The organism is Arthrobacter sp. H-02-3 (assembly GCF_003097355.1).
Taxonomy (GTDB): domain Bacteria; phylum Actinomycetota; class Actinomycetes; order Actinomycetales; family Micrococcaceae; genus Arthrobacter; species Arthrobacter humicola.
This window is the reverse complement of the sequence record NZ_PYUI01000009.1, coordinates 1-21,773: the sequence shown is the minus strand read 5'-3', so window position 1 is coordinate 21,773 and position 21,773 is coordinate 1. Positions and strand designations below refer to the sequence as shown.

19 protein-coding genes are annotated in these 21,773 nt (G+C 67.4%); 7 read left to right on the top strand and 12 right to left on the bottom strand.

Annotated elements, in window-relative coordinates:
• The 3 genes from C9424_RS10560 to mnmA form a co-directional block, all read right to left on the bottom strand.
• Positions 1-1,092, bottom strand: a complete 1,092-nt coding sequence (locus C9424_RS10560; protein WP_116766810.1) for an ABC transporter permease — start codon at positions 1,090-1,092, stop codon at positions 1-3.
• 134 nt (positions 1,093-1,226) lie between these two features.
• Positions 1,227-2,855 (bottom strand): ABC transporter substrate-binding protein, encoded by a 1,629-nt coding sequence (locus tag C9424_RS10555; protein ID WP_116766809.1) that lies wholly within the window; start codon positions 2,853-2,855, stop codon positions 1,227-1,229.
• A 267-nt stretch (positions 2,856-3,122) separates the two neighbouring features.
• Positions 3,123-4,235 (bottom strand): tRNA 2-thiouridine(34) synthase MnmA, encoded by a 1,113-nt coding sequence (gene mnmA / locus C9424_RS10550; protein WP_116766808.1) that lies wholly within the window; start codon positions 4,233-4,235, stop codon positions 3,123-3,125.
• A gap of 290 nt (positions 4,236-4,525) precedes the next feature.
• Between mnmA and C9424_RS10545 the strand changes: the two genes are divergently transcribed.
• The gene (locus C9424_RS10545; protein ID WP_116766807.1) at positions 4,526-5,764 is read left to right on the top strand and encodes an NAD(P)/FAD-dependent oxidoreductase; all 1,239 of its coding nucleotides are present in this window, start codon (positions 4,526-4,528) and stop codon (positions 5,762-5,764) included.
• A 7-nt stretch (positions 5,765-5,771) separates the two neighbouring features.
• Here the strand turns inward: C9424_RS10545 and C9424_RS10540 are convergent, their stop codons facing one another.
• Both C9424_RS10540 and C9424_RS10535 read right to left on the bottom strand, forming a co-directional pair.
• Positions 5,772-7,001, bottom strand: coding sequence for a cysteine desulfurase family protein (locus C9424_RS10540; protein ID WP_116766806.1), 1,230 nt, complete (start codon positions 6,999-7,001; stop codon positions 5,772-5,774).
• Between the two features lie 117 nt (positions 7,002-7,118).
• Positions 7,119-7,889, bottom strand: coding sequence for a helix-turn-helix transcriptional regulator (locus C9424_RS10535; RefSeq protein WP_116766805.1), 771 nt, complete (start codon positions 7,887-7,889; stop codon positions 7,119-7,121).
• A gap of 90 nt (positions 7,890-7,979) precedes the next feature.
• Here C9424_RS10535 and C9424_RS10530 point away from each other — a divergent pair, with 90 nt between their 5' ends.
• Entirely contained in the window at positions 7,980-8,411 is a 432-nt protein-coding gene (locus C9424_RS10530; protein WP_116766804.1) for a hypothetical protein, read from the top strand.
• A gap of 17 nt (positions 8,412-8,428) precedes the next feature.
• Here the strand turns inward: C9424_RS10530 and C9424_RS10525 are convergent, their stop codons facing one another.
• Positions 8,429-9,412 carry a diacylglycerol/lipid kinase family protein gene (locus C9424_RS10525; RefSeq protein ID WP_116766803.1) on the bottom strand — a complete coding sequence of 328 codons (984 nt, stop codon included), beginning with the start codon at positions 9,410-9,412 and terminating at the stop codon, positions 8,429-8,431.
• Between the two features lie 141 nt (positions 9,413-9,553).
• Here C9424_RS10525 and C9424_RS10520 point away from each other — a divergent pair, with 141 nt between their 5' ends.
• The 4 genes from C9424_RS10520 to C9424_RS10505 all read left to right on the top strand — a co-directional run bounded on the left by C9424_RS10520 (position 9,554) and on the right by C9424_RS10505 (position 12,868).
• Positions 9,554-10,540: a J domain-containing protein gene (locus tag C9424_RS10520; RefSeq protein ID WP_116766918.1), complete on the top strand. Its 987-nt coding sequence runs from the start codon at positions 9,554-9,556 to the stop codon at positions 10,538-10,540.
• Between the two features lie 22 nt (positions 10,541-10,562).
• The gene (locus tag C9424_RS10515) at positions 10,563-11,030 is read left to right on the top strand and encodes a tRNA (cytidine(34)-2'-O)-methyltransferase (RefSeq protein ID WP_116766917.1); all 468 of its coding nucleotides are present in this window, start codon (positions 10,563-10,565) and stop codon (positions 11,028-11,030) included.
• 337 nt (positions 11,031-11,367) lie between these two features.
• Complete coding sequence (gene sigK / locus C9424_RS10510) at positions 11,368-11,973, top strand: ECF RNA polymerase sigma factor SigK (protein WP_116766802.1); 606 nt, start codon at positions 11,368-11,370, stop codon at positions 11,971-11,973.
• A 10-nt stretch (positions 11,974-11,983) separates the two neighbouring features.
• Complete coding sequence (locus C9424_RS10505; protein ID WP_116766916.1) at positions 11,984-12,868, top strand: anti-sigma factor; 885 nt, start codon at positions 11,984-11,986, stop codon at positions 12,866-12,868.
• A gap of 110 nt (positions 12,869-12,978) precedes the next feature.
• Here C9424_RS10505 and C9424_RS10500 read toward each other — a convergent pair whose 3' ends face one another.
• From C9424_RS10500 to C9424_RS10475, 6 genes are all read right to left on the bottom strand, one after another.
• Positions 12,979-14,382, bottom strand: coding sequence for a GntT/GntP/DsdX family permease (locus tag C9424_RS10500; protein ID WP_116766915.1), 1,404 nt, complete (start codon positions 14,380-14,382; stop codon positions 12,979-12,981).
• Between the two features lie 45 nt (positions 14,383-14,427).
• Positions 14,428-14,958, bottom strand: a complete 531-nt coding sequence (locus C9424_RS10495) for a gluconokinase (RefSeq protein WP_116766801.1) — start codon at positions 14,956-14,958, stop codon at positions 14,428-14,430.
• Between the two features lie 75 nt (positions 14,959-15,033).
• Complete coding sequence (locus tag C9424_RS10490; RefSeq protein WP_116766800.1) at positions 15,034-15,813, bottom strand: PIG-L deacetylase family protein; 780 nt, start codon at positions 15,811-15,813, stop codon at positions 15,034-15,036.
• Between the two features lie 3 nt (positions 15,814-15,816).
• On the bottom strand, positions 15,817-16,770 hold the full coding sequence (locus tag C9424_RS10485; RefSeq protein WP_116766799.1) for an electron transfer flavoprotein subunit alpha/FixB family protein: 954 nt from the start codon (positions 16,768-16,770) through the stop codon (positions 15,817-15,819).
• 16 nt (positions 16,771-16,786) lie between these two features.
• Positions 16,787-17,587 carry an electron transfer flavoprotein subunit beta/FixA family protein gene (locus C9424_RS10480; protein ID WP_116766914.1) on the bottom strand — a complete coding sequence of 267 codons (801 nt, stop codon included), beginning with the start codon at positions 17,585-17,587 and terminating at the stop codon, positions 16,787-16,789.
• A 257-nt stretch (positions 17,588-17,844) separates the two neighbouring features.
• The gene (locus C9424_RS10475) at positions 17,845-19,542 is read right to left on the bottom strand and encodes a S1C family serine protease (RefSeq protein ID WP_116766798.1); all 1,698 of its coding nucleotides are present in this window, start codon (positions 19,540-19,542) and stop codon (positions 17,845-17,847) included.
• A 296-nt stretch (positions 19,543-19,838) separates the two neighbouring features.
• Between C9424_RS10475 and C9424_RS10470 the strand changes: the two genes are divergently transcribed.
• The coding region (locus C9424_RS10470) for a TPM domain-containing protein (RefSeq protein ID WP_116766913.1) at positions 19,839-21,773 on the top strand (1,935 nt) is incomplete at its 3' end.

The window sequence follows — 21,773 nt, the reverse complement described above, 5'->3', positions numbered from 1 at the left end:
CTAGTACCTCACTCGCGGATCGATCAGGGCTGCGACGACGTCCACGATGAAGTTCGTGATGGCAACGATGACGGCCAGCAGCACGACGATGCCCTGGACGGCGACGAAGTCGCGGGAGTTCAGGTATTGCACCAGCTGGTAGCCGAGGCCCTTCCACTCAAAGGTGGACTCCGTAAGGACGGCCCCGCCCAGCAGGAGTGCAATCTGGAGCCCCATGACCGTGATGATCGGGATGAGGGCAGGCTTGTACGCATGCTTGGTCACGAGTCGGAAATTGCTGACGCCGCGGGACCTGCCGGCCTCGACGTAATCCTTGCCCAGCGTACCGATGACGTTGGTGCGGACCAGCCGGAGGAAGACCCCTGCCGTCAGTAGGCCCAGGGTGACCGCGGGGAGGATCGAATGCGCCCCGATGTCGCCGAGCGCGGCCATGTTGCCGCTGCGCAGCGCATCCAGCCAATAGATCCCGGTCGGCGCGGCCAGGCTTCCCATGGCCAGTTCGGTCCTCGTGGAGGCCCGTCCCGCCACGGGCAGCCAGCCGAGCCAGACGGAGAAGGTCAGCTTCATCAGCAGACCGGCGAAGAACACCGGGGTGGCGTAGCAGAGGATGGCGAAGAACCGCAGGACGGCGTCGGGTGCCTTGTCGCGCTTGTAGGCGGCGAGGAGGCCGAGGGGGATGCCGACCAAAAGCGCCACGATGAGGGCATTGATGGCCAATTCAAGGGTCGCCGCGCCGAAGGTTGCGAGCATTTCAACAACGGGTCGGCGGTCGGTGATGGTGGTGCCGAAGTTGCCGGTCGCCACCTGCCCAACGTATTCCAGGTACTGAATCAGGATCGGGCGGTCGTACCCGGCATCGTGAATGCGCTGCGCCAGCGCCTCCGGGGGAAGCCTGCCGCCCTGGGCGGCGGTGATGGGGTCGCCGATGACCCGCATCAGGAAGAAGACCAGGGTCACCAGGATGAAAATGGTCGGAATGATCAGGAAGAACCGGATCAGGATGTAGGTCCCCAGGCCCCCACCTGAGGATTTTTTCTTGGACGGAAGGAGTCCGTCGGCGTCGCTTGGCGGCGCCTCTATCAATGTTGTCATTGGTACCTAAGATTGTGCTTTCGCGGCCATGGGCCGGCCGGCGTGAACTGCAAGATGCGGCAATGACCAGCAAAGGCGGGGCGCCTCGAGGGCGCCCCGCCTCGCAGGCTGGTCAGGACAGCAGGGTTGCAGCCCTACTTGGAAACAGTTCCCAAACGGAACTTGAAGGAGGCATCGAGGGTGGTATCGACACCCTTGACGCCGCTGCCGGAAATGGCAACCTGCGCGCCCTGGAGCAAGGGAAGCGTGGAGATGTCCTTGGCGAGGGCATTCTGCGCATCCTTGATCGTGGACTCGCGTTCAGTCTTGTCGACGGTGGTGAGCTGCTTGTTGATCAGATCCGTGACAGTGGGGTTGTTGTAGTGGTTCTTCAGGAAGCCGCCGTCCGGGAAGAACGGTGTCAGGTAGTTGTCGGCATCGCTGAAGTCCGGGAACCAGCCAAACTGGAACAGCGGGTATTCATCGGCGCGGCTGGCCTTGCTGTAAGTCACCCATTCGGTGGACTGCAGGTTGACCTTGAACAAACCGGACTTCTCCAGCTGGTCCTTGATCATGGCGTATTCATCGCCGGAGGACTTGCCGTAGTGGTCCGGGTTGTACTGCAGGTTCAGCGACACGGGCGTGGTCACACCGGCGTCGGTCAGGACCTTCTTGGCCTTGTCCAGGCTGGGCTTGCCGGCGTCACCGTAAGCGTCCTTGAACGACTCGTTGGCGCCGAGGAAGCCGCTGGGAACGTTGGAGTACAGGGGCAGATAGGTGCCCTTGTAGACCTGGTCCGCGATAGCCTGGCGGTCAACGAGGTTGGCGATGGCCTGGCGGACGGCCGTGGCCTTGGCCGGATCGGCGTCCGGCGCCTTCGCACCGAACGGCATGGTGTCGAAGTTGAACGTGATGTAGCGGATTTCGCCACCCGGGCCCACGTTGACCTTGACCTTGGAGTCCTTCTTCAGGTCATCGATGTCCGTGGCGCTCAGGCTGCGGTTTGCGACGTCGATGTTGCCCTGCTGGACGTCCAGCTTCATGTTGGTGGGGTCCGCGTAGTACTTGATCGTGGCGGCATCGTTGGCGGGCTTGCCGAGGACGCCCTGGTAGTCAGGGAACGCCTTGAAGCTGATCAGCTCATTCTTCTTGTACGTGTCGATCGTGTACTGGCCGTAGAACGCCTTGGCCTTGACGATCGAGTCGTCGTCAAGCAGCTTGTCGGCCGGGAAGACTTCATCGTCCACGATCGGCGCGGCGGGGCTGCTGAGGATCTGCGCGAAGGTCTGGTCGTTGGCCAGCTTCAACTTGAAGACGACGGTGTTGGCATCGGGGGCGGTGACGCTTTCCACATTGGCCAGCAGGCTGGCGGGGCCGGCGGGATCGTTGATCTTGATCTGCCGGTCGAAGGAGAACTTGACGTCCTTGGAGTCGAGCGTGTGGCCGTTGGCCCACTTGAGACCCGGCTTGAGCTTGACCGTGTATTCGGTCGGCGAGGTGAAGGACGCGGACTCGGCCAGGTCGGGAACGGGATCGGCGCTGCCCGGCTTCGAGTTGAGCAGGAAGGAGTAAATCTGGTTCATCACCATGAACGAACCGTTGTCGTACGAGCCCGCGGGATCCAAGGCGGTGACCTTGTCCGTGGTGCCATAGGCGATCGGACCGCTTGCCGCGGCTGATGACCCGCCAGTGCCGCCGGACGGCCCGGTGCAGGCCGTCAGTGCAAAGGCGGAAACCCCGGCCAGCGCGATGACGCTCTGCCAGGCCTTTTTGTTCATTGCCATCTGTGAACTTTCTGTTCGATGCGTTCTAGCGCAGCCCGAAGTGAAACGAAGGACTCGTCGGGCGGCACGCTTTGCTGATTCCTAGATTCAACCAGACAATCATTCGGTGAAACGTTGCATTTTGTGAGTTGAGACACAAAATTTACACGATTCGAAGGTTTCTCTCATTTTCTTCAGGATTCCACCCGATTCTTCGGCGGAGCGGGCAGACGACGAAGGGTCCCGCCGTTCGGCGGGACCCTTCAATGGAGTCGGTGTGGAGTACGCCTAGAGCGCGGCCCGCTGCAGCGAGCGAGCCGCGTCGATAGTGGCTTGGCCCAGCACGCGGCTGCCCTGGTAGAGCACCACGGTCTGCCCGGGGGCCACACCGCGCAGCGGCTCCTCGAGGGTGACGACGAGACCGTCCCCGGCCATCAGGGCACGGGCCGGGACAGGGTCGCCGTGGGCCCGGACCTGGGCGAAGCAGTCGAATTCCTCGCCGGTGGCCACCTGCGCAATGGGCAGCCCGGCCCAGGAGACTTTGATGCCGCGGATCTCGTCGATGGCGAGCAGCGCCTCCGGCCCCACCACCACCTTGTTTTCCTTCGGCCGGATCTCCAGCACGAACCGAGGCTTGCCGTCCGCGGCGGGGGTGCCGAGCTTCAGTCCGCGGCGCTGGCCGACGGTGAAGGCGTTCGCGCCCGGGTGCTCGCCGACCTTTGCCCCGGATTCGTCGACAATGTCTCCCGTGGTCATGTCGATCTTTTCGGCAAGCCAGCCGGCGGTGTCGCCGTCGGGAATGAAGCAGATGTCATGGCTGTCGGGCTTGTTCGCCACCGAGAGGCCGCGGCGCTCCGCCTCCGCCCGGACCTCGGCCTTGGACGGGGTGTCGGCGAGCGGGAACATCGAGTGCTTGAGCTGCTCGTGGGTCAGCACGCCGAGCACGTAGCTCTGGTCCTTGGCCCAGTCGGCGGCGCGATGGAGCTCGGGATTGCCCTCGGCGTCGGTGATGACCTTGGCGTAGTGGCCGGTGCAGACGGCGTCGAAGCCCAGCGCGATGGCTTTCTCCAGCAGGGCGGCGAACTTGATGCGCTCGTTGCAGCGCATGCACGGGTTGGGTGTGCGTCCCGCGGCGTACTCATCGATGAAGTCCTGGACGACGTCTTCCTTGAACCTCTCGGAGAAGTCCCAGACGTAGTACGGGATCCCGAGGATGTCGCAGGCCCGCCAGGCGTCGCGGGAGTCCTCGATCGTGCAACAGCCGCGGCTCCCGGTTCGCAGGGTGCCCGGCATCCGGGACAGCGCAAGGTGGACCCCGACGACGTCGTGTCCCGCCTCGACGGCGCGGGCGGCGGCAACGGCGGAATCAACGCCGCCGCTCATGGCTGCAAGAACTCGCATACTGGCTTTCTCTAGCTGTCGGGGGGTCTCGCCGGCTCGCGTCGATCGCTGGCACGAACCAGGATCGGATAGCACAAAGCCTGCGGCCCCATTCTACCGCCACGCCGATTCCCCGCCCAAAACCCCTTGACCCGCCTTAGCTCGCGAATCTAAAGTCAAGAGAAGTGATTTTAGATCGTTGAGCCGGACATCGTGCCGAACCGCCGCCGTCCGGATCGGCAGGCCTTTCACAACGGATTCAGACCGTATTCACCCCGGATCAAAACCGGCACAGCGGAATCGAGCGGATCATGGCCAATGACGACATCGTGATCGTGGGCGGCGGCCTGGCGGGCGCCACCGCCGCCAAAACGCTGCGCACGGAGGGCTTCTCCGGGCGGATCGCGGTACTTGCCGCGGAATCCCACCCGCCATACTTGCGGCCGCCGCTGTCAAAGGACTACCTGCTGGCCAAGTCCGGCGAGGACGCCCTGCCGGTGGTGCCGGATGACTGGTACGGAGCGAACGACGTCGAGCTTCGGCTCGGCACCCAGGTCACGGGCCTGGACCCGGCCGGCAGGACCGTGGTTCTGGGCGACGGCACGCGGCTGGGCTACGCCTCCCTGCTGCTCGCGACCGGGGCACGCCCGCGCAGCATCCCCCTGGCAGGCAGCGGGCTCGCCGGGGTCGGCACCTTCCGCACGGTTGAAGACAGCCGCCGCCTGCGCGCCGCGCTCGCCAAAGGCGGCCGGAACGTGGTGATGGTCGGCTCGGGCTGGATCGGGATGGAACTGGCCGCGGCCGCGAGCAGCTACGGCAACACGGTCACCCTGCTGGGCCTCGAAGAGATTCCGCTGGCCGCGGCAATCGGCCCCGAACTGGGCGGCTTCTTCCGCTCACTGCATGAGGCCAACGGCGTGCGGTTCCTGCTGCCGGCCTCGGCAGCAGAAATCATGGGCACCTCCGGACGGGTCACCGGCGTCCGTACCGACACCGGCGAGGTCCTCCCGGCAGATCTTGTGGTCATTGCCGTGGGGGTGGCCCCGGAAACGGGACTGGCCGAGGCGGCCGGCATCGCAGTCCGCAACGGCATCCTCACGGACGCCTCGCTGCGCACGTGGACGGCGGGGATTCTCGCCGCCGGGGACGTTGCCAATGCCCTGCACCCGTTCACCGGCGAGCACCACCGCAGCGAGCACTGGTCCAACGCCCTCAACGGCGGCAAGGTCGCCGCGCGGGCCATGCTCGGCCTTGATGCCGTGCTGGACACGGTCCCGTACTTCTACACCGACCAGTACGACGTCAGCATGGAGTACTCGGGCTTCCCGTCGCTCGTCGCCGGGTCTCCGGTGATCCGCGGCTCGCTTGCGGACAAGTCGTTCATGGCCTTCTGGCAGCGCGAGGGACAGGTGGTCGCCGGGATGAACGTCAACTGGCCCCGCGCCGCCAAGCCGCAAAAGGCGATCAAGGCGCTCATCGGCGCACGCGCCGCCGTCAGTCCTGCCCTCCTCGCGGATCCCTCAGTGCCGCTGGACCAACTCCTGGGCTAGCTCCCGTTCAGCTCCTGCCGGACGCCTGACGCGCCACGGTGCCCGCAGTCTGGATGCTGGACTCATGCCCGGCCATGCCGGCCTGGCGTGCCCGCGCGTAGGCGCCCGGCAGCGCGGCGAGCAGGGCATCGACGTCGGCGTCGGTGGAGGAATGGCCCAAGGTGAAACGCTGCGCGCCCCTCGCCGTGTCCTCGTCCAGGCCCATGGCCAGCAGCACATGGGACGGTCTCGGAACGCCCGCGGTGCAGGCCGAGCCGGTGGAGGATTCGACGCCGGCCAGGTCCAGGAGGAACAGCAGCGAGTCGCCCTCGCAGCCGGGGAACGTGAAGTGTGCATTGCCGGGCAGCCGCCCGGGGCCCGGGGCGCCGCGCAGCACGGCCTCGGGAACGGCGTCGCGGACGCCCTCGATCAGCCGGTCCCGCAGGGCCGCGATCCGTGCGGATTCCTCGGCGAGCCGGCCAACAGCTGCGTCGGCGGCCGCGGCGAAGGCGGCGATCGAGGCGGTGTCCAGGGTACCGGAACGCACGTCGCGCTCCTGTCCGCCGCCATGCTGCACCGGCGTCAGTTTGACAGCCCGGCCCAGAAGCAGCGCACCGACGCCCACGGGGCCGCCGATCTTGTGCCCGGAGATGGACATGGCATCCAGGCCCGTGCCGCGGAAATCGACGGAGACCGAACCAAAGGCCTGGACGGCGTCGGAGTGCACCGGGACGCCGGCACCGTGTGCCAGCTCCACGATTTCGGCGATCGGCTGCAGCGTGCCGACCTCGTTATTGGCCCACATGACGGTCACCAGGGCGATCGACGCCGGATCGCGGGACAGTTCCGCCTCCAGCGCGGCCAGTTCGACGACGCCGTCGGCGTCGACGGGCAGCCAGCAGACGTCGGCCCCCTCATGCCGCTCCAGCCATTCCACCGTGTCCAGGACAGCATGGTGCTCGACGCCGGAGCACAGGATGCGCGTACGGGACGGGTCCTGGGCGCGCCGGGCCCAGTAGAGCCCCTTCACCGCCAGGTTGTCCGCTTCCGTGCCGCCTGAAGTGAAGATGACTTCGGAGGGGTGGGCCCCTGCCGCAGCGGCGAGCGCCTCGCGTGCGTCCTCCACGACCCGACGCGCCCGCCGGCCCGAGCCGTGCAGCGACGAGGGGTTGCCGGTCCGGGACAGTTCGCGCGTCAGCGCCGCCAGAGCCTCCGGGGCGAGGGTGGTGGTGGCGGCATGATCCAGGTATACGGGCACACGCCAATTCTACCCGCGGCCGGGGGCCGGAATTGGTGGGTGTTCAGGCGGCGGGAGCGACCGCGCACCTCATTCCGGCCGCACTCCTCCGATTCGGAATCCTTGCCGCGGGCCCGGTCACGAGGGCAGGATCCGGGCACAGCACTGCCCGGGCCGCGCACTCCCCTGCGCCCTGAGGTCTTCGATGGCGAGCGCTTCCACCCGCCCAGGGTCGATGCCCAAGGCTGCCGAAGCCCCGCCGAGGAAGGCGCCGTTCATCGCACAGACCACGTCCGCGTGGCCGGCAGCGAGGCGATGGAACGGGCAGTTCAGCAGCAGAAGGCCTCCGGCGCCGTCGTCCGCCGGGCAGTAGCCGTGCCCCGCCAGGAAGTCCGCGAAGGGTTCGGCGCTGCCGGGACCGCCGGCGGCTTCCGGCTCCCCCGCGGCTCCGGGCCCGTCCGGTGCGCGGTCCGCGGCGCGAACTGCCGCTTCGCCGGCTGACTTTCCCCTGGCCCGGGCGGCCGCGAGCAGGGCATCCCGGGGCGATCCGCCGTCGTGTGTTGCGGCTTCGACCGCGGAGACGAGCAGTTCGGCGGCGAGGTCATAGTGGCGGTCGGGGACCGACGCTGCCACCTCGTCCACGGCGGAACGGTAGAGCTTCGCGGGCCGGCCGGAACCGGGGCCCTCCCGTCCCCCGAGCTTGCGAAACTCCGCGATCAGCAGCCCGTCGTTGACGAGCCGGTCCAGATGGAACGAGGCGGTGCTCCTGGCCAGACCAAGGGCCTTCGCGGCGTCGTCCCGGCCGACGGCGTCCGGCGCCGAGGCGACGAAGTCGAACAGCCTTCTGCGGTTCTCATCCCCCAGGGACGCGACCGCCGCAAGTCGGCGGCTCCACGCAAGTTTGGTCATGAGACAAGGATATCTCTAAAAACAAGAATCGTTGCTTAATCGGATCGAGCGTTCTAAAATCAGAATATCCAACTTTAGAAGGAGCATGCCATGAAAGCTTCCCCAGCACTCGCCACTCCGGCACAGCAGCTCAAGGCGGACCCGCACCGCCAGGCCTTCCTGTTGTTGCGGACCGTCTTTACGGTTGCGCCGATCCTGTTCGGCCTGGACAAATTCACGAACCTGCTGACCGACTGGACCATGTATCTGGCCCCCGTGGCGACCTCGGTTGTCCCCCTGCCGGCCCAGAGCATCATGTACGTCGTGGGCGGAGTGGAAATCCTCGCCGGCGTGCTGGTGGCGCTGCGCCCTCGCCTGGGATCGGCCGTCGTGGCTGTCTGGCTCCTGGGCATCATCATCAACCTGATCGTGCTCGGCAGCTTCTACGACGTCGCACTGCGTGACTTCGGGCTGCTCGTGGCCGCCCTGGCGCTGAACAGGTTGTCCCCGCGCAAGGCCTCAAAGGCCACAGCTACCGTGTAGGCCGCTGCGCAACGACCCTACGCCAGGACGCGGAGGGCGCGCGGAACTACCTCGATGGTCAGGGGAAGCGCGCCAACCCGCTCGCCGTCGGCGTAGGCCACGACGTTTCCGGCGGTCAGTTCCACCTTCCGGACCCGGCGCAGGTGCACGGCGGGGTGGTCCACGTGCCGGCCGGAAAACACCTTGGGGAACACGGCCAGCAGGCCGGTCCGTGACACGCGGCTGACAATGAAGAGGTCCAGGAGCCCGTCGTCCAGGACGGCCTCCGGGGTGATCCTCATCCCGCCGCCGATCGACTGGCCGTTGGCCACGGAAATCAGCATGGCGCCCTGCTGCCAGCTTTCGCCGTCGGCCGTCACCGTGTAATTGATGGCCCGGAACGACGCCAGCTCACGGAGCATGGCGAGCTGGTAGCGGATCGTGCCGCGCGGCCAGCGCCAGGCATTTGCCCGCTCGTTGACGGCGGCATCGAAGCCGGCCGAAACCACGCCCGCGAACCAGCGGGAGGTTCCCCCGGCGGTGACCCGGCCGGCGTCGATCATCCTTCCGCCGCCGGCCAGGGACTCCAGCACCCGCTCGCAGGCCGCCGGGAGGTTGCGCCGCGGCAGGCCCAGCGCCCGGGCCGTATCGTTGCCCGTTCCGGTCGGGATGATGCCAAGCGGCACATGGCCGCCGATTCCGTCCCCTGCACCGGCTCCGGCGTGGGTCCCCGCGCCGGCGCCGTCCGCGACGCCTGCCTCGACGCGGGCGCCGGGGAGGGCCCCGGCACCGGCGAGCGCATTGAGGCCGAGGTGGACCATGCCGTCGCCGCCCACCACCACGAGGGCATCCACGCCTGAGTCCAGCGCCCGGTCAACGGCCCGGGCCAGTCCGGCATAGCTGTCCTCGCACAGCAGCAGGACATCCGCCCCGGCCGCGCGGAAGTGCGCCGCGGCGTCCCTCCCGGCATGCCGCGCCCGGCCAAAGGCTGCACGGGGATTGACGGCGAGGGCGATGAGCATGCGCTGAATTATGCCAGCCGCCGGGAACCATCCCGGTACACGCGCTCGTTGTTCCTCCAGCCGGTTAAACTGGCCACGTCGGGCGCCCGCGAACGGTCCGGCGTCTTCACCGCCGGCACCATCAATGAAAAGGATTTCTGTTTGACGCAGGGCAGCAGCTCGCATTACCAGGTCCTCAGGATCCCCGTGACGGCGACGGACAAGGAGATCAAGGTCGCGTACCGCAGGGCCGCACGGCTCGCCCACCCGGACCACGGCGGCGATCCCGCAGCGTTCCGGCGCGTCACCCTCGCCTACGAGACCCTCATCGACGCAAAGGGCCGCGCAGACTACGACCGCTCGTACGGCAGCGGCCCGGGCGGCCCCTACGCGACGGCTGCCGACGACGAGGGCGCCCACTTCGACGCCCCGGCCGCGGGCAGCAGGGCTTCGGCCAATGTGCGCCGCCCGAACACGCCACGGAATACCGCGGCGGACGCGCCCGTCTATGTTCCGCCCTTCGACCAGTTTGGCGACGGCACCGCGGTGCCGCTGATTCCCGCGGACGTGGCGCGGCAGCAGGTCCACGGGATGCCCCGCAAACGCGGGATCTTCGGGGCCGAGGCCCGGATTCAGCGGGAGATGCGCACGGTGCAGCTCATCAGCCGGCAGGTACTGACCGCCATTCCGTCGGCGCGTCTGGTCAACGGACTGCAGTCTCCTGCGGACAACAGCCACATCGACCACGCGCTCCTGGCCGGCTACCGGCTCGCGATCATCGGTTCCATGCTGCTGCCGCCCGGGGCCTATGCGTGGAACGGCAGCACATTGACACATGGCGGACGGTCAGTGGCCCCGCCCCAGCTGGCCCACGTTGTGCGCCGGATGCAGGACATTTTCCCCGAGCTCAATGTGACCGGCTGGATTGTTGTCCACAGCACGGACGGCAATCTGCACCAGCCGGTCATCGACCGGCACCGCCGCGCGCCCAGCGGCCAAGGCGGCGCCTACGGGGAGAGCTCGGGGCTGGTCGAGGTGGTCAACGCCGCAGGCCTGGCCCGCGGCCTGAAGCAGTTCCTCAGCTCGGGCCCGGCCCCCAACACCGTCAACGTTTCCGTGCTGGCCCGGCTGCTGCGCGGAATGCACTAGCCCGGCTGGCTAGGATGGGATGGTGTTCCGCATCCTCTTCCACACCCCCGAAATCCCCGGCAATACGGGAAACGCCATCCGGCTGGCAGCCATCACGGGCGCCGAGCTGCACCTGGTGGAGCCCCTGGGCTTTGATTTTTCCGATGCCAAGCTCCGGCGCGCCGGCCTGGACTATCACGACCTCGCCGTGGTGACCGTGCACCCGGACATCGAGGCGGCCTGGGCGGCGCTGAAGCCTGAGCGGGTGTTTGCCTTCACGTCCGACGGCGAAACCACCTACACAGACATCCGTTACCGCGCGGGGGACGTCCTGCTGTTTGGCCCTGAGTCCGTGGGCCTGCCGGAGGAACTCAAGCACAGTCCCCATGTGACGTCGCGCGTCCGCCTGCCGATGCTGCCGGCCTTGCGGTCACTGAACCTCGCCAACGCGGCATCCATCGCCGTCTATGAGGCGTGGCGCCAAAACGGGTTCGCCGGGGCCAAGCTGTAACGGATCTCCCCCGACCGGCCAGCCGGCCGGTCAGGGCCGGCGGCCGACCCGCAGGGAACCCCACCGGGAGCCCGCGCACGAAGAATCCCGCAGGTTCCGCCCATCCGGGCTTCCGGCTGCGCCGAATCCCTTCTGAAGGCCGAAGCGGTTTCTGAAGGCGGCCGCGCGAGCGATCGCCACAGCACATCGTGGCGGGACAACGGAAGGGAGGGAGGAGCGGCGGGTGAGAACAACACATCTGGAGCGGCGCCCTGCCCACGAGGCAACGGCGGCCCGCGAGGCGCAGGCTGACCATACTGGCCCTCGCACTGCGGCTGGCGCCTTATGCTTGGGGGTGATGGAAACTCCGAACGCCCCGAACCCCGAGGCCGCCGCCCCCGCCGGCACTTCCGCCGACATCAACGGCCGGCTCGGCAGTCTGCTGGAACTGATCGCCCAAGGCGATCAGGCAGCTTTCGCGGAATTTTACGGCCTCACCTCCCGGCGGGTATTCGGCATGGCACGCCGGGTCCTGATCGACACCGAGCTCAGCGAGGACACCACCCAGGAAGTCTTCCTTCAGGTTTGGCAGAACGCCGCCAAGTTCAATGCCGCCGCCGGCAGCCCGCTCGCCTGGCTCATGACCATCTCGCACCGCCGCGCCGTGGACAAGGTCCGGTCTTCCCAGTCCGCCACGGACCGCGAAGCCAAGTATGGTGCCAGCAGCCAGGAGATCGAGCACGATTCCGTCTCGGACGAGGTCGGCAGCCGGCTGGAGGCCGAGGCAGTGGTCCGGTGCCTGGAGACCCTCACTGATACGCAGCAGGAGTCCGTGCGCCTGGCCTACTACGGCGGCCTCACCTACCGGGAAGTCGCCGAGCGGCTGAATGCCGCGGTTCCCACCATCAAGTCCCGCATCCGCGATGGACTCATCAGACTGAAGACCTGCCTGGGGGTGAGCTGAATTGGCCGACATGAATGCACATGACAACAACCGCCTCCCCGGCGGCTTCACGGAGCACATCGCCACCGACCTGACGTCCGGCCGCGTCGCGGATCTTGCCGAGGTCTATGCCCTCAACGCCGTCGACGACGCCGAACGCACCGAGATCGAGCATTTCCTCGCCTCCGCACCGGCCGCGGACCGGGATGCCTTCAACGAGCGCGTCCGGCAGGCCCGGGAGACCCTGGCCACCAGCTTCACCGCGGAGGAGGAGCCTCCGGCCGGGCTGCTGGAGCGGATCATGTCCTCTTTGCCGGCGCAGGCGGCAGGGCAGTCCCCCGCCGTCGTAACCCGCGCCGCTTCGGAGCCGCAATTGACGCCTGTGGTCCCGCATCCGGTACGCGACGCCACCGAACTTCCGGTCACTGACGAACTCGGCGCCGCCCGCAAGCGCAGGGAGGAACGCCGCCGCCCGCAGGGCATGCGGAACTGGCTGGTCGGGGTCGCCGCCGCGGCCGTCATCGCCCTGGGGGGTGTGGGCGTCAGCGCGTATGTGGCGAACCAAAACGACCCGCTGAACCAGGTGATGCAGGCCAGCGACGTCCGGCAGGCCACGGTTGACGTCAACGGAGGCGGCACCGCCACCCTGTCGATTTCGCCGTCCAAGGACGCCGCCGTTATCAAGATGAACGGCGTTCCGGCTCCCCCCGCGGGCAAGGTGTACCAGATGTGGCTGATCCCCAAGGACGGCTCGGCTCCGGTGTCCCAGGGCCTCATGGATGCCGAAGCTTTGTCCAAGCCGGCCGTCGTCAAGGGCATTGGCTCCGCCGCGGCCCTCGGCATCACCGTGGAACCCGCGGGCGGGTCCGCGTCGCCGACCCTGCCGACCGTCGCCGCCGCACCGCTGGGCGCGTAGCAGGACAATCCAGCAGGAAAACAAAAGCCGCCCGGGCCGTGGCACCTTCCGTAGAAGGAGCCAGGGCCCGGGCGGCTTCCTGCGTCCAGCGCAGCTGGATTCAGACGCGGCTAGATGACGAGCGAGAGCAGCATGATCAGGCCGAAGCTCACCACGGAGATCAGAGTCTCCATGACGGACCAGGTCTTGAACGTCTGGCCCACGGTCAGCCCGAACAGCTCCTTGACCAGCCAGAAGCCGGCGTCGTTCACATGCGAGAAGAACAGCGATCCTGCACCGATGGCGAGGGCCAGCAGTGCGGCGTGGGTCGGTGGCAGCGAACTGGCGAGCGGTGCCACGATCCCGGCGGCCGTCACGGTAGCGACCGTGGCCGAGCCCGTCGCCAGCCGGAGGGCGACGGCCACGATGAAGCCGAGCACGAGGACGGACATGTTGGTCCCCTCGGCCCAAGCCTTCACAGAGTCACCCACGCCGGCACCGATCAGCGTCTGTTTGAAGCCGCCACCGGCGCCGACGATCAGGAGGATCCCCGCGATGGGGCCGAGGCTCGCACTGATCCTGCTTGTGATCTTGCTGCCGTTGAGCCCGACCGCGTAGCCGAAAGTCACCATGGCCAGCAGGACGGCCAGCGTCATTGCGACGAGCGGCTGTCCGACGAAGTCGAAGAACGTACGGATGGCCGGGGCGGTCTTGGGGTCAGGCCAGATGATGTCCATGACGGCCTTGAGCAGCATGAGCACCACGGGGAAGATGATGGTCAGCAACGTGACCAGGAAGCTCGGCGGGCGCTTGACGCCTTCCATGTCCGCGCCGTGCACGGTGTCGATGCCGCCGGCGACGGCGGGGGCGCCCACGGGCACCCACCGGGCTGCCAGTCGGGAGAAGAGCGGACCACAGATGATCACCGTGGGGATGGCGACGAGGATGCCAAGGGCCAGGGTGGTGCCCAGTTCAGCCTTGACGGCACTGATCGCGATCAGCGGTCCCGGGTGCGGCGGCACCAGGCCGTGCAGCACGGACAGGCCGGCCAGCGCCGGAATGGCGATGCGCATGAGCGGCATCTTCGAGCGCTGGGTGACCAGGACGATCACGGGCAGCAGCAGGACGAGACCGATCTCGAAGAACATCGGCAGGCCGATGATCACGGCCACGAGTGTGATCATCCAGACCAGCTTGTTGCCGGTGGCCTTGGCCAGGAGGGTGTCGACCACCCGGTTGGCGCCGCCGGAGTCGGCGAGCAGTTTGCCGAGCATCGCGCCGAGCGCGATCAGCAGGCCGACTTCCTTCAGGACACCGCCCACGCCGTCTTCGAAGTTGGCGATCACCTTGGCCGGGTCCACGCCGGCGGCCAGGCCCACGAAACCGGAGCCCAGCACGAGGGCCAGGAAGGGGTGGAATTTGAACTTGGCGATCAGTACGACGATCAGGGCGATGCCCAGACCGGCGACGATCAGTAGTTGGGTGTCGATGCCGGTCGCGGCCTCGACGGCAGCCGGAAGCTGCGTTGCTATCAGAGATTTCACAAAAATTCCTTGGTCGGCTGCGGAACGCGGGCAGGCTCAGGGCCTGGCGTCGGCAGCGTCGAGATTAAGTCGGGTGATGATTTCCTGTGCCTCTTCCGCCGGCGTTGCGGAGACGGACAGGGCAATGAAGTTTTCGTCCGCGGTGGGCGCTTCGAGCGCCTCGAACTGGGACTCCAGCAGGGCGGGCGGCATGAAGTGCCCGTGGCGGGAAGCCAGCCGGTCCGAGATCTTGTCACGTGATCCCTCAAGGAACACAAAGACCACGCCTTCGCCGCGCAGGATGTCCCGGTAGCGCTTCTTCAGCGCCGAACAGGTCACAACTCCGGGAGCTCCGGCTTCTGTGTGGGCGCGGATCCAGTCGGCAATGCTTTCCAGCCAGGGCCACCGATCCTCGTCGGTCAGCGGCTGGCCGGCATGCATCTTGGCCACATTCGATTCAGGGTGCAGGTCGTCGCCCTCGGCGAGATCCCAGCCCAGCCTGCCGGCCAGCAGTCCCGCAACGGTCGATTTGCCCGATCCGGAGACCCCCATGATCACGAGAACGGGGTGTTGCGCAGTCTTCGCCATCAAAGTCTGCCTTCCATCAAATAAATATGATTTAAACAGAGGCCAGCATATGGCAGAGGGTGTGCTGCGGCAACACTAGAATCCGGCGATGGTCCCCGGGCCGTTGACTGTGACGACGTGGAAGGCCTCAGCGCTGCGCCCCGCCGGCAGCCCGCCGCGCGCCCCGGTGCTCAGCATGAGGCCGCGGACCGTGCGCTCCATGGCATCGACGTCGGGGTGCTGGCTGACGTGGATGTGGATGGCGGCAAGCTTGCTGTCGACATGCTCCGTGACGTCGACGAAGTGGTTTTCGCGTTCTTCGGGCCCGGCGAAGAGCCAGAGCCAGGGCAGTTTGTAAGCCTCCAGCCCGGACTCGGCCAGTTCCGGGTACGCGAAGGGGTTTTCCAGGGCCGGGTATACGGCGCGGGTCACGGCCTCCCCCACAGCCAGGTGGTCCGGGTGGCTTTTCTGGATCCGGTTCCAGTTGCGCTCCGGATGCATCGACAGCACGACGTCGGGCCGGAGCTGGCGGATCAGGCGCACCACTTCACGCATCACCTCATGCGAAGGTTCAAGATAGCCGTCGCGCTGGTGCAGGTAGTGGATGTCCGTGACGCCGACCAGGGCGGCCGCGCGCTGCTGCTCCGCGATGCGCAGGCGCACGATTTCGTCGCGCTGCGCGGGATCGAAGCCGCCGGCGTCGCCGTCGGTCATGATGCAGTAGCTGACCTGGACTCCGGCGGCGGTCCAGGCCGCAATCGTGCCGGCGGCGCCGAAATCAATGTCGTCCGGGTGGGCCGTGAAACAAAGCACCCGCTCGATCCGGGAAGTCTCCGGATCGAGCGGGCTCTGCGCCGGGGCGGCGTTGGTGCTCATGGGTCAGCCTTTGCGCTTTTTGATTTCTGCGGTGGCCTGGGGCAGCACCTGGAAGAGGTCGCCCACAATGCCGAAGTCCGCGATCTCGAAAATCGGCGATTCGGCGTCCTTGTTCACGGCGACGATCACCTTGGCGGTCTGCATGCCGGCCTTCTGCTGGATGGCGCCGGAGATGCCCGCGGAAATGTAGAGCTGCGGCGAGACGGTCTTGCCGGTCTGGCCGATCTGCGCGTCGTGGCCGATCCAGCCGGCGTCCGTGGCGGCCCGCGAAGCGCCGATGGCCGCGTCCAGGGCGTCCGCGAGTTCCTCCAGCGGGCCGAAGTTGCCGTCCACGCCCCGGCCGCCCGCCACGACGATGCGCGCCTCGGTCAGATCCGGGCGCCCGCTGGCCGGCTTTTCGTTACGTGCCGTGACCCGGGCGGCGGCCGCGGTGGCGCCGGCCGGAAGCTGGACTGTGACGGCGTCCGGCGCCGTAGCGGACACCGCAGGCTCCGGCGTGACGCTGTTGGGCTTTACGGTCAGCACGGAAACGGGCGTCGTGGCCTTCGCGGTGGTGGTGTAGGACCCGGCCAGCACCGACTTGTGCGCGGTTCCGTCCGGATCGACCGCCACGACGTCGGTGATGACGCCGGCGCCGAGCCTGATGCCGAGCCGGGCGGCGATCTCCTTGCCCTCCGCCGAGTTCTCGGTCAGGACGACGTCGGCTCCGGCCGCGTCAACGGCTGCGGCCAGGAACGCCGCCTTGGGTCCCACGAGGTAGTCGTCGAGGTCTGCGGCGGACGGGCGGTACAGCGCCTCGGTGCCGTAGGCAGCCAGGGCCGCGGCGGCATCTGCATGCAGCTCGCCGTTGACAGCGGCAACGGTCTCGCCCAGGGAGCGGGCGATCGTCAGCAGTTCCAGGCTCGACTTCTTTAGCGCCTGGCCGGGGTTGTCGATGAAAACGAGTACTTTTGCCATGTTCGGATATTCCCCTTTAGAGCAGCTTCTGGGCGGCCAGGAACTCGACCAGCTGGATGCCGGCGTCGCCTTCGTCGGTGATGATGGTGCCGGCCGTGCGCGGCGGGCGGGCCTCGGCGGTCTCGACGGCGGTCCAGGAGCCGGACTTGCCCACCCGGGCCGCGTCGACGCCGATGTCGGCCAGGCTCAAGGTGGTGATGGTCTTCTTCTTTGCCGCCATGATGCCCTTGAAGTTCGGGTACCGGGGGTCATTGATCTGGTCCGTAACCGAGACGACGGCCGGCAGTTCAGCCTCAACGGTGTCCGCGTGCGTGTCGCCGTCGCGGCGGGCGGTGAGCTTGCCGCCGTCGAGCTCCAGAGACGCCGCAAAAGTCACCTGTGGAAGCCCCAGCCGCTCGGCGAGCTGCGCCGGGACCAGCGAGGTCTCGCCGTCCGTGGAAGCCATGCCGGTGATGATGAGGTCCGCGGGGGCGTCCGCGCCGAGGTGGCGGATGGCGGCGGCCAGTGCCAGCGAGGTGGCCGCGGCATCGGACCCGGCCAGGGCCTCGTCGCTGAGGTGCACGCCTTCCGTGGCGCCGATCTGGAGTGACTTCTTGACCGCGTTGACGGCAGCTGCCGGGCCCATGCTCAGGGCGATGACCTTGTTCCCGGCCGCTTCCCCGCCGCGGGCCTCGATCAGCTGCAGGGCCGCCTCGAGGGCGTACTCGTCCAGTTCGGACAGGATGCTTTCGGAGCGGTCCGCGGTGTTGCCCTCGCCAGTGAGGTGGCGGTCGAACTGCGCATCCGGGACGTGCTTGACCAGCACAATGATTTTCAGGGTCTCTTCCACTGTGTCTACAGCAGCCTTCCATGCGGGTGGATAGCCGCCCCTGACGGGGTCATGGCCACGGAACGCCCGGTAGCCGGGCTCTTCCTAGCTAACCATATAGCTGCCGGGCCGCGCGGCCTGGGTTAACGCCTGTGTCAGCACCGTGCATGCGTCATGGAGGCGTCGTGCAGGTTCCCGGAACGGCAAAGGCCGGGCGGCACCTTTCGGTGCCGCCCGGCCTTTCTGCTGTACGTCGGCTACTGCTTCTATTGGTCGGCAGCAGTGCCGAGGGTTACATCGACTTCCTTCGGCTGCCCGCCGCGCAGCACCGTGACCTTGACCGTGGCCCCGGCCGGTTGTTCGCGCACCGCGGCGGTCAGCTGGTTGGGATCGCTGATGGTCAGGTCCTGGAACTTCGTCACGACGTCGCCAACCTTGATGCCGGCCTTGTCAGCGGCGGAGCCGGGCTCGACGGTCGCGACCTCGGCGCCCACCGAGAATCCGGAGGAGGACGTTCCTGCCGCCTTGGCTTTCACGCTCACGCCGAACTGTGCGTGGGTGGCCTTGCCGTTGCTGATGATCTCCTGGGCCACGCGCTTGGCGTTGTTGATCGGGATGCTGAATCCCACGCCGATGTTGCCGCTGCTGCTGCCGGTGGCCGAGTCGCCGCCGGCGGAGGCGATCGCGACGTTGACGCCGATGATTTCGCCCTTCGTGTTCACCAGTGCGCCGCCGGAGTTGCCCGGGTTGATGGCCGCGTCCGTCTGGATGACGTTGATCGAGATGGATCCCTGGTCAGCGGTGCTCTGGGTCTGGCCGCCGCCCGGAGGTGCGAACTGGAAGCCCTGGTCACCACCCTGGGAGTTGTCCGCCCCGCCCTTCGGCGCGGCCGAGGATGCCACGCTGATGGTCCGGTTCAGGGTTGAGACGATGCCGTCGGTGACGGTTCCGGTGAGCCCGAGCGGCGAGCCGATGGCGACGGCGGTGTCACCGACGTTCAGCTTGTTCGAGTCACCCAGCGTGGCCGGGACCAGTCCGGAGGGGTTGTCGATCTTGATCACGGCGAGATCGGAGAGCGGGTCGGTACCGACGATCTTCGCGGAGTAGACCTTGCCGTCGCTGGTCCGGACCTCCATGGTGGCGTTGGCGGCCTTGCCGTCGAGGGTTACCACGTGGGTATTGGTCAGCACATGGCCGTCCGTGTCGAGGATGATGCCGCTGCCGGTGCCGCCGTCGCTGCCGCTGGTGGCCTTGATGGTCACCACGCTGGGGGAAGCTTTCAAGGCGGCGGCGCTGATGGCGTTGACGTCGTCCCTGTTGTTGACGATCACCGGCCCGGCCTGGCTCGTGTTGCTCATGGAAGCTGTGGAGGTACGGTCGGCCAGCAGCGCGTTGCCGCCCGCCACCACGCCGCCGCCGATCAGGCCGGCCGCCACGATGCTGGCGATGAGGACAGGGACGCCGAACGCTGCCTTGCGCTTGGGGGCGTGGGCGGGGTTGTTCACAAAGCTCGCGCCGGGGGCATAGGCCGACGTCGGCTGGTTGCCGGGGTGGGCGCCGTAGGGCGCCTGGCTGTACGGGGAATGTGCTTGCTGAGCCTGGCCGTACGGGGGCTGGGCAGGCTGGGCGTGACCCTGGCCGGGCTGGGCGGGAGCGCCGTACGGGCCTGCGTGCGGCGCGGGGGCACCGAACTGCTGGGTGTCGGCACCGGGGTGCTGTGGCTGGGAAGTCTGGGCCGGGGCCGGCTGGTGCTGCGGGTAGACCGGACGCGGCGCGCCGTCCTCGGCGCGGTCCAGCCGAAGCGTCGGGTTCTCGGGTGCCGGGCTTCCGGGTGCCGCCTCCGGGGTGTGCGCGCCATTCGGCTGCGCGGAGGCATTCGCCGGGGCGCCCTCCTGCGGTTCGGCCGGTCCCCGGTTCTGTTGTGTCGGCTCCGGTGACGCACCCGGCACTGGGTTCTCAGTCATGAGACTTCCTTTCATCCTCGTCTGCCTATAACTATGGACGCTCAGACTGATACTAGAGCGAACATTTGCTGGGAGGTTCCTGAACGGATGGACAGCGGTCCGTAGACCCATGTTTGCAGGCTTAAGCGCTTTTCGCTGGTGGCATATTCCCATTGGTGGACTGCCATTTGGGTGCACCATAGAATCAAATGGAATTGCCACAGCGACCTGCGGCTTTACATCTGCGTGGGGGCGCTGCTGCATTCTGTGACGGCTGGTTCGACCGAACCGGTCCCAGAAGTGCTGAAGGGTTGCACATGCGGTCTAAGTTGAATCGTTTCCTCGCCGTCCTCGGCGTGGCCGGATTGCTGGCGCTTCCCGCCGCACCGGCCCTGGCCGAAGACCCGGTGACCATTCCGTCAGGGCAGAACATCGTGGACAGCGCGAACGTGCTCGGCAGCCGCAAGGCCGAGGTCCAGGACGCCATCCAGAAGCTCCTGAAGGACCACCATTACAACCTGTACGTCGTGACGGCAAAGACGTTCGAGAACCCCACGAACCCTGAAGCCTGGGCCGTGGCCGTGGCCAAGAACACGGGCATGGGCAACGCCGATGTCATCCTCACCATGTCCGACGACGGGCACTACTATTTCTCCCCCAGCTCGGCCAGCGAGATCTATTCCAAGAAATCCGCAATCACCCGGAACGCCATCGTTCCGAACCTGGCCGGCGGAAAGCGCGACTTCGCGCAGGCGGCGATTGATACTGCCGCTGCGGTCGGCGACGCCGCGGCCGGGGGCAGCGGCACTGTGCCGTCCGAAGCGGGGGCGGGCAACGGCGTCCTGGTGGGAGTCGGTGTCGTGGCCGTGGGCGGAGCGGGGGCCTACCTCTACTTCCGCAGCCGCCGCAAAAAGGCCGCCCAAGGTTCCGGCGCCTCCGGCGGAACGCAAGGTGCCCAGCCGGACCCGCTGGCGGGCCTTAGCGTGGCAGAGTTGCGACGCAAGAGCGATTCCCTGCTCATCGAGGCCGACGACGCCATCAAGTCCAGCGAACAGGAACTTGGATTCGCCCAAGCCCAGTACGGTGACTCCGCGGTGGGAAACTTCACCAAGGCACTGCAAGAGGCCAAGGCCCACATGACGGAGTCCTTCAAGCTTCAGCAGCAGCTCGATGACCACATTCCCGATACCGAGGAACAGCAGCGGAACTGGCTCGGGGAAATCATCCGCCGTTCCGAAGCCGCCCTGGCATCGCTGCAGGAGCAGAAAGCGGACTTCGATTCCCTGCGGGAGCTGGAGAAGAACGCCCCCGAGGCCCTCGCCGCCGTCGGCGCCGGAGCCGCGGAAGCCGAGGCAAAGATTGCCAGCGCCGAACAGTCGCTGACGGATCTGCGCGCCAAGTATGCCGAGAGCGCCCTGGTCCAGGTGGCCGACAATATCAAGCAGGCCAAGGAACGCCTCGACTTCGTGCAGAATGCTTCCACCGCGGCGAAGGAAAAACTCGCCGCTGGCGAAAACAGTCTCGCCGCCGTGGCCGTGCGCGCCGCGGAAGAAAGCCTGCACCAGACAAACGTGCTGATCGGCGCCATCACCAAGGTGGCCGACAGCCTCGGCGAGGCGCGCAGCGGCCTGGAAACCGCCGTCGTCGATACCGCCCAGGACCTGGCGCAGGCCAAGGCGATGATCCAGTCCGGCGCCCATCCGGAACTTTCGGGACCGGTCGCTGCCGTGGAAGCAGCCCTTGCCCAGGTCAAGGCGGAAATCCAGGGCGGCAAGATCGATCCCGTCGCCACGCTGGAACGGGTGACAGCCGCGCACCAGACCCTCGATGAGTCGCTCAGCGGAATCCGCGACCAGCAGGAACAGGCGCGCCGCGCTCAGGCCTCGCTGCAACAGACCATCACATCGGCCCAGGCCCAGATCAGCGCGACGTCGGACTACATCACCGCCCGCCGCGGCGGGGTGGGCACCGAGGCCCGCACGCGCCTGGCCGAGGCCCAACGGAACCTGGACTACGCGCTCTCCATCTCCCGCAACGACCCCGTGACCGCACTGCAGTACGCGCAGCAGGCCTACGCTCTGGCGGCCCAGGCTGCGCAGCTGGCACAGTCCGATGTTGACCACTTCGGCGGCTACGCCAATCAGGGCTACGGGCGCGGCGGGATGTTCGGCGGCAGCGGCGGCGGGGGTCTCGGCGGCGCGATCCTCGGTGGAATCCTCATCAACTCGATCCTTCATGGCGGAGGCGGGGGT

What these genes read in the sequence shown, in the direction of transcription:
- C9424_RS10560 (WP_116766810.1), bottom strand. Translation starts at nt 1,092, where the DNA reads ATGACAACATTGATAGAGGCGCCGCCAAGCGACGCCGACGGACTCCTT.
- C9424_RS10555 (WP_116766809.1), bottom strand. Translation starts at nt 2,855, where the DNA reads ATGGCAATGAACAAAAAGGCCTGGCAGAGCGTCATCGCGCTGGCCGGG.
- mnmA (WP_116766808.1), bottom strand. Translation starts at nt 4,235, where the DNA reads ATGCGAGTTCTTGCAGCCATGAGCGGCGGCGTTGATTCCGCCGTTGCC.
- C9424_RS10545 (WP_116766807.1), top strand. Translation starts at nt 4,526, where the DNA reads ATGGCCAATGACGACATCGTGATCGTGGGCGGCGGCCTGGCGGGCGCC.
- C9424_RS10535 (WP_116766805.1), bottom strand. Translation starts at nt 7,889, where the DNA reads ATGACCAAACTTGCGTGGAGCCGCCGACTTGCGGCGGTCGCGTCCCTG.
- C9424_RS10530 (WP_116766804.1), top strand. Translation starts at nt 7,980, where the DNA reads ATGAAAGCTTCCCCAGCACTCGCCACTCCGGCACAGCAGCTCAAGGCG.
- C9424_RS10525 (WP_116766803.1), bottom strand. Translation starts at nt 9,412, where the DNA reads ATGCTCATCGCCCTCGCCGTCAATCCCCGTGCAGCCTTTGGCCGGGCG.
- sigK (WP_116766802.1), top strand. Translation starts at nt 11,368, where the DNA reads ATGGAAACTCCGAACGCCCCGAACCCCGAGGCCGCCGCCCCCGCCGGC.
- C9424_RS10505 (WP_116766916.1), top strand. Translation starts at nt 11,984, where the DNA reads ATGAATGCACATGACAACAACCGCCTCCCCGGCGGCTTCACGGAGCAC.
- C9424_RS10495 (WP_116766801.1), bottom strand. Translation starts at nt 14,958, where the DNA reads ATGGCGAAGACTGCGCAACACCCCGTTCTCGTGATCATGGGGGTCTCC.
- C9424_RS10490 (WP_116766800.1), bottom strand. Translation starts at nt 15,813, where the DNA reads ATGAGCACCAACGCCGCCCCGGCGCAGAGCCCGCTCGATCCGGAGACT.
- C9424_RS10485 (WP_116766799.1), bottom strand. Translation starts at nt 16,770, where the DNA reads ATGGCAAAAGTACTCGTTTTCATCGACAACCCCGGCCAGGCGCTAAAG.
- C9424_RS10475 (WP_116766798.1), bottom strand. Translation starts at nt 19,542, where the DNA reads ATGACTGAGAACCCAGTGCCGGGTGCGTCACCGGAGCCGACACAACAG.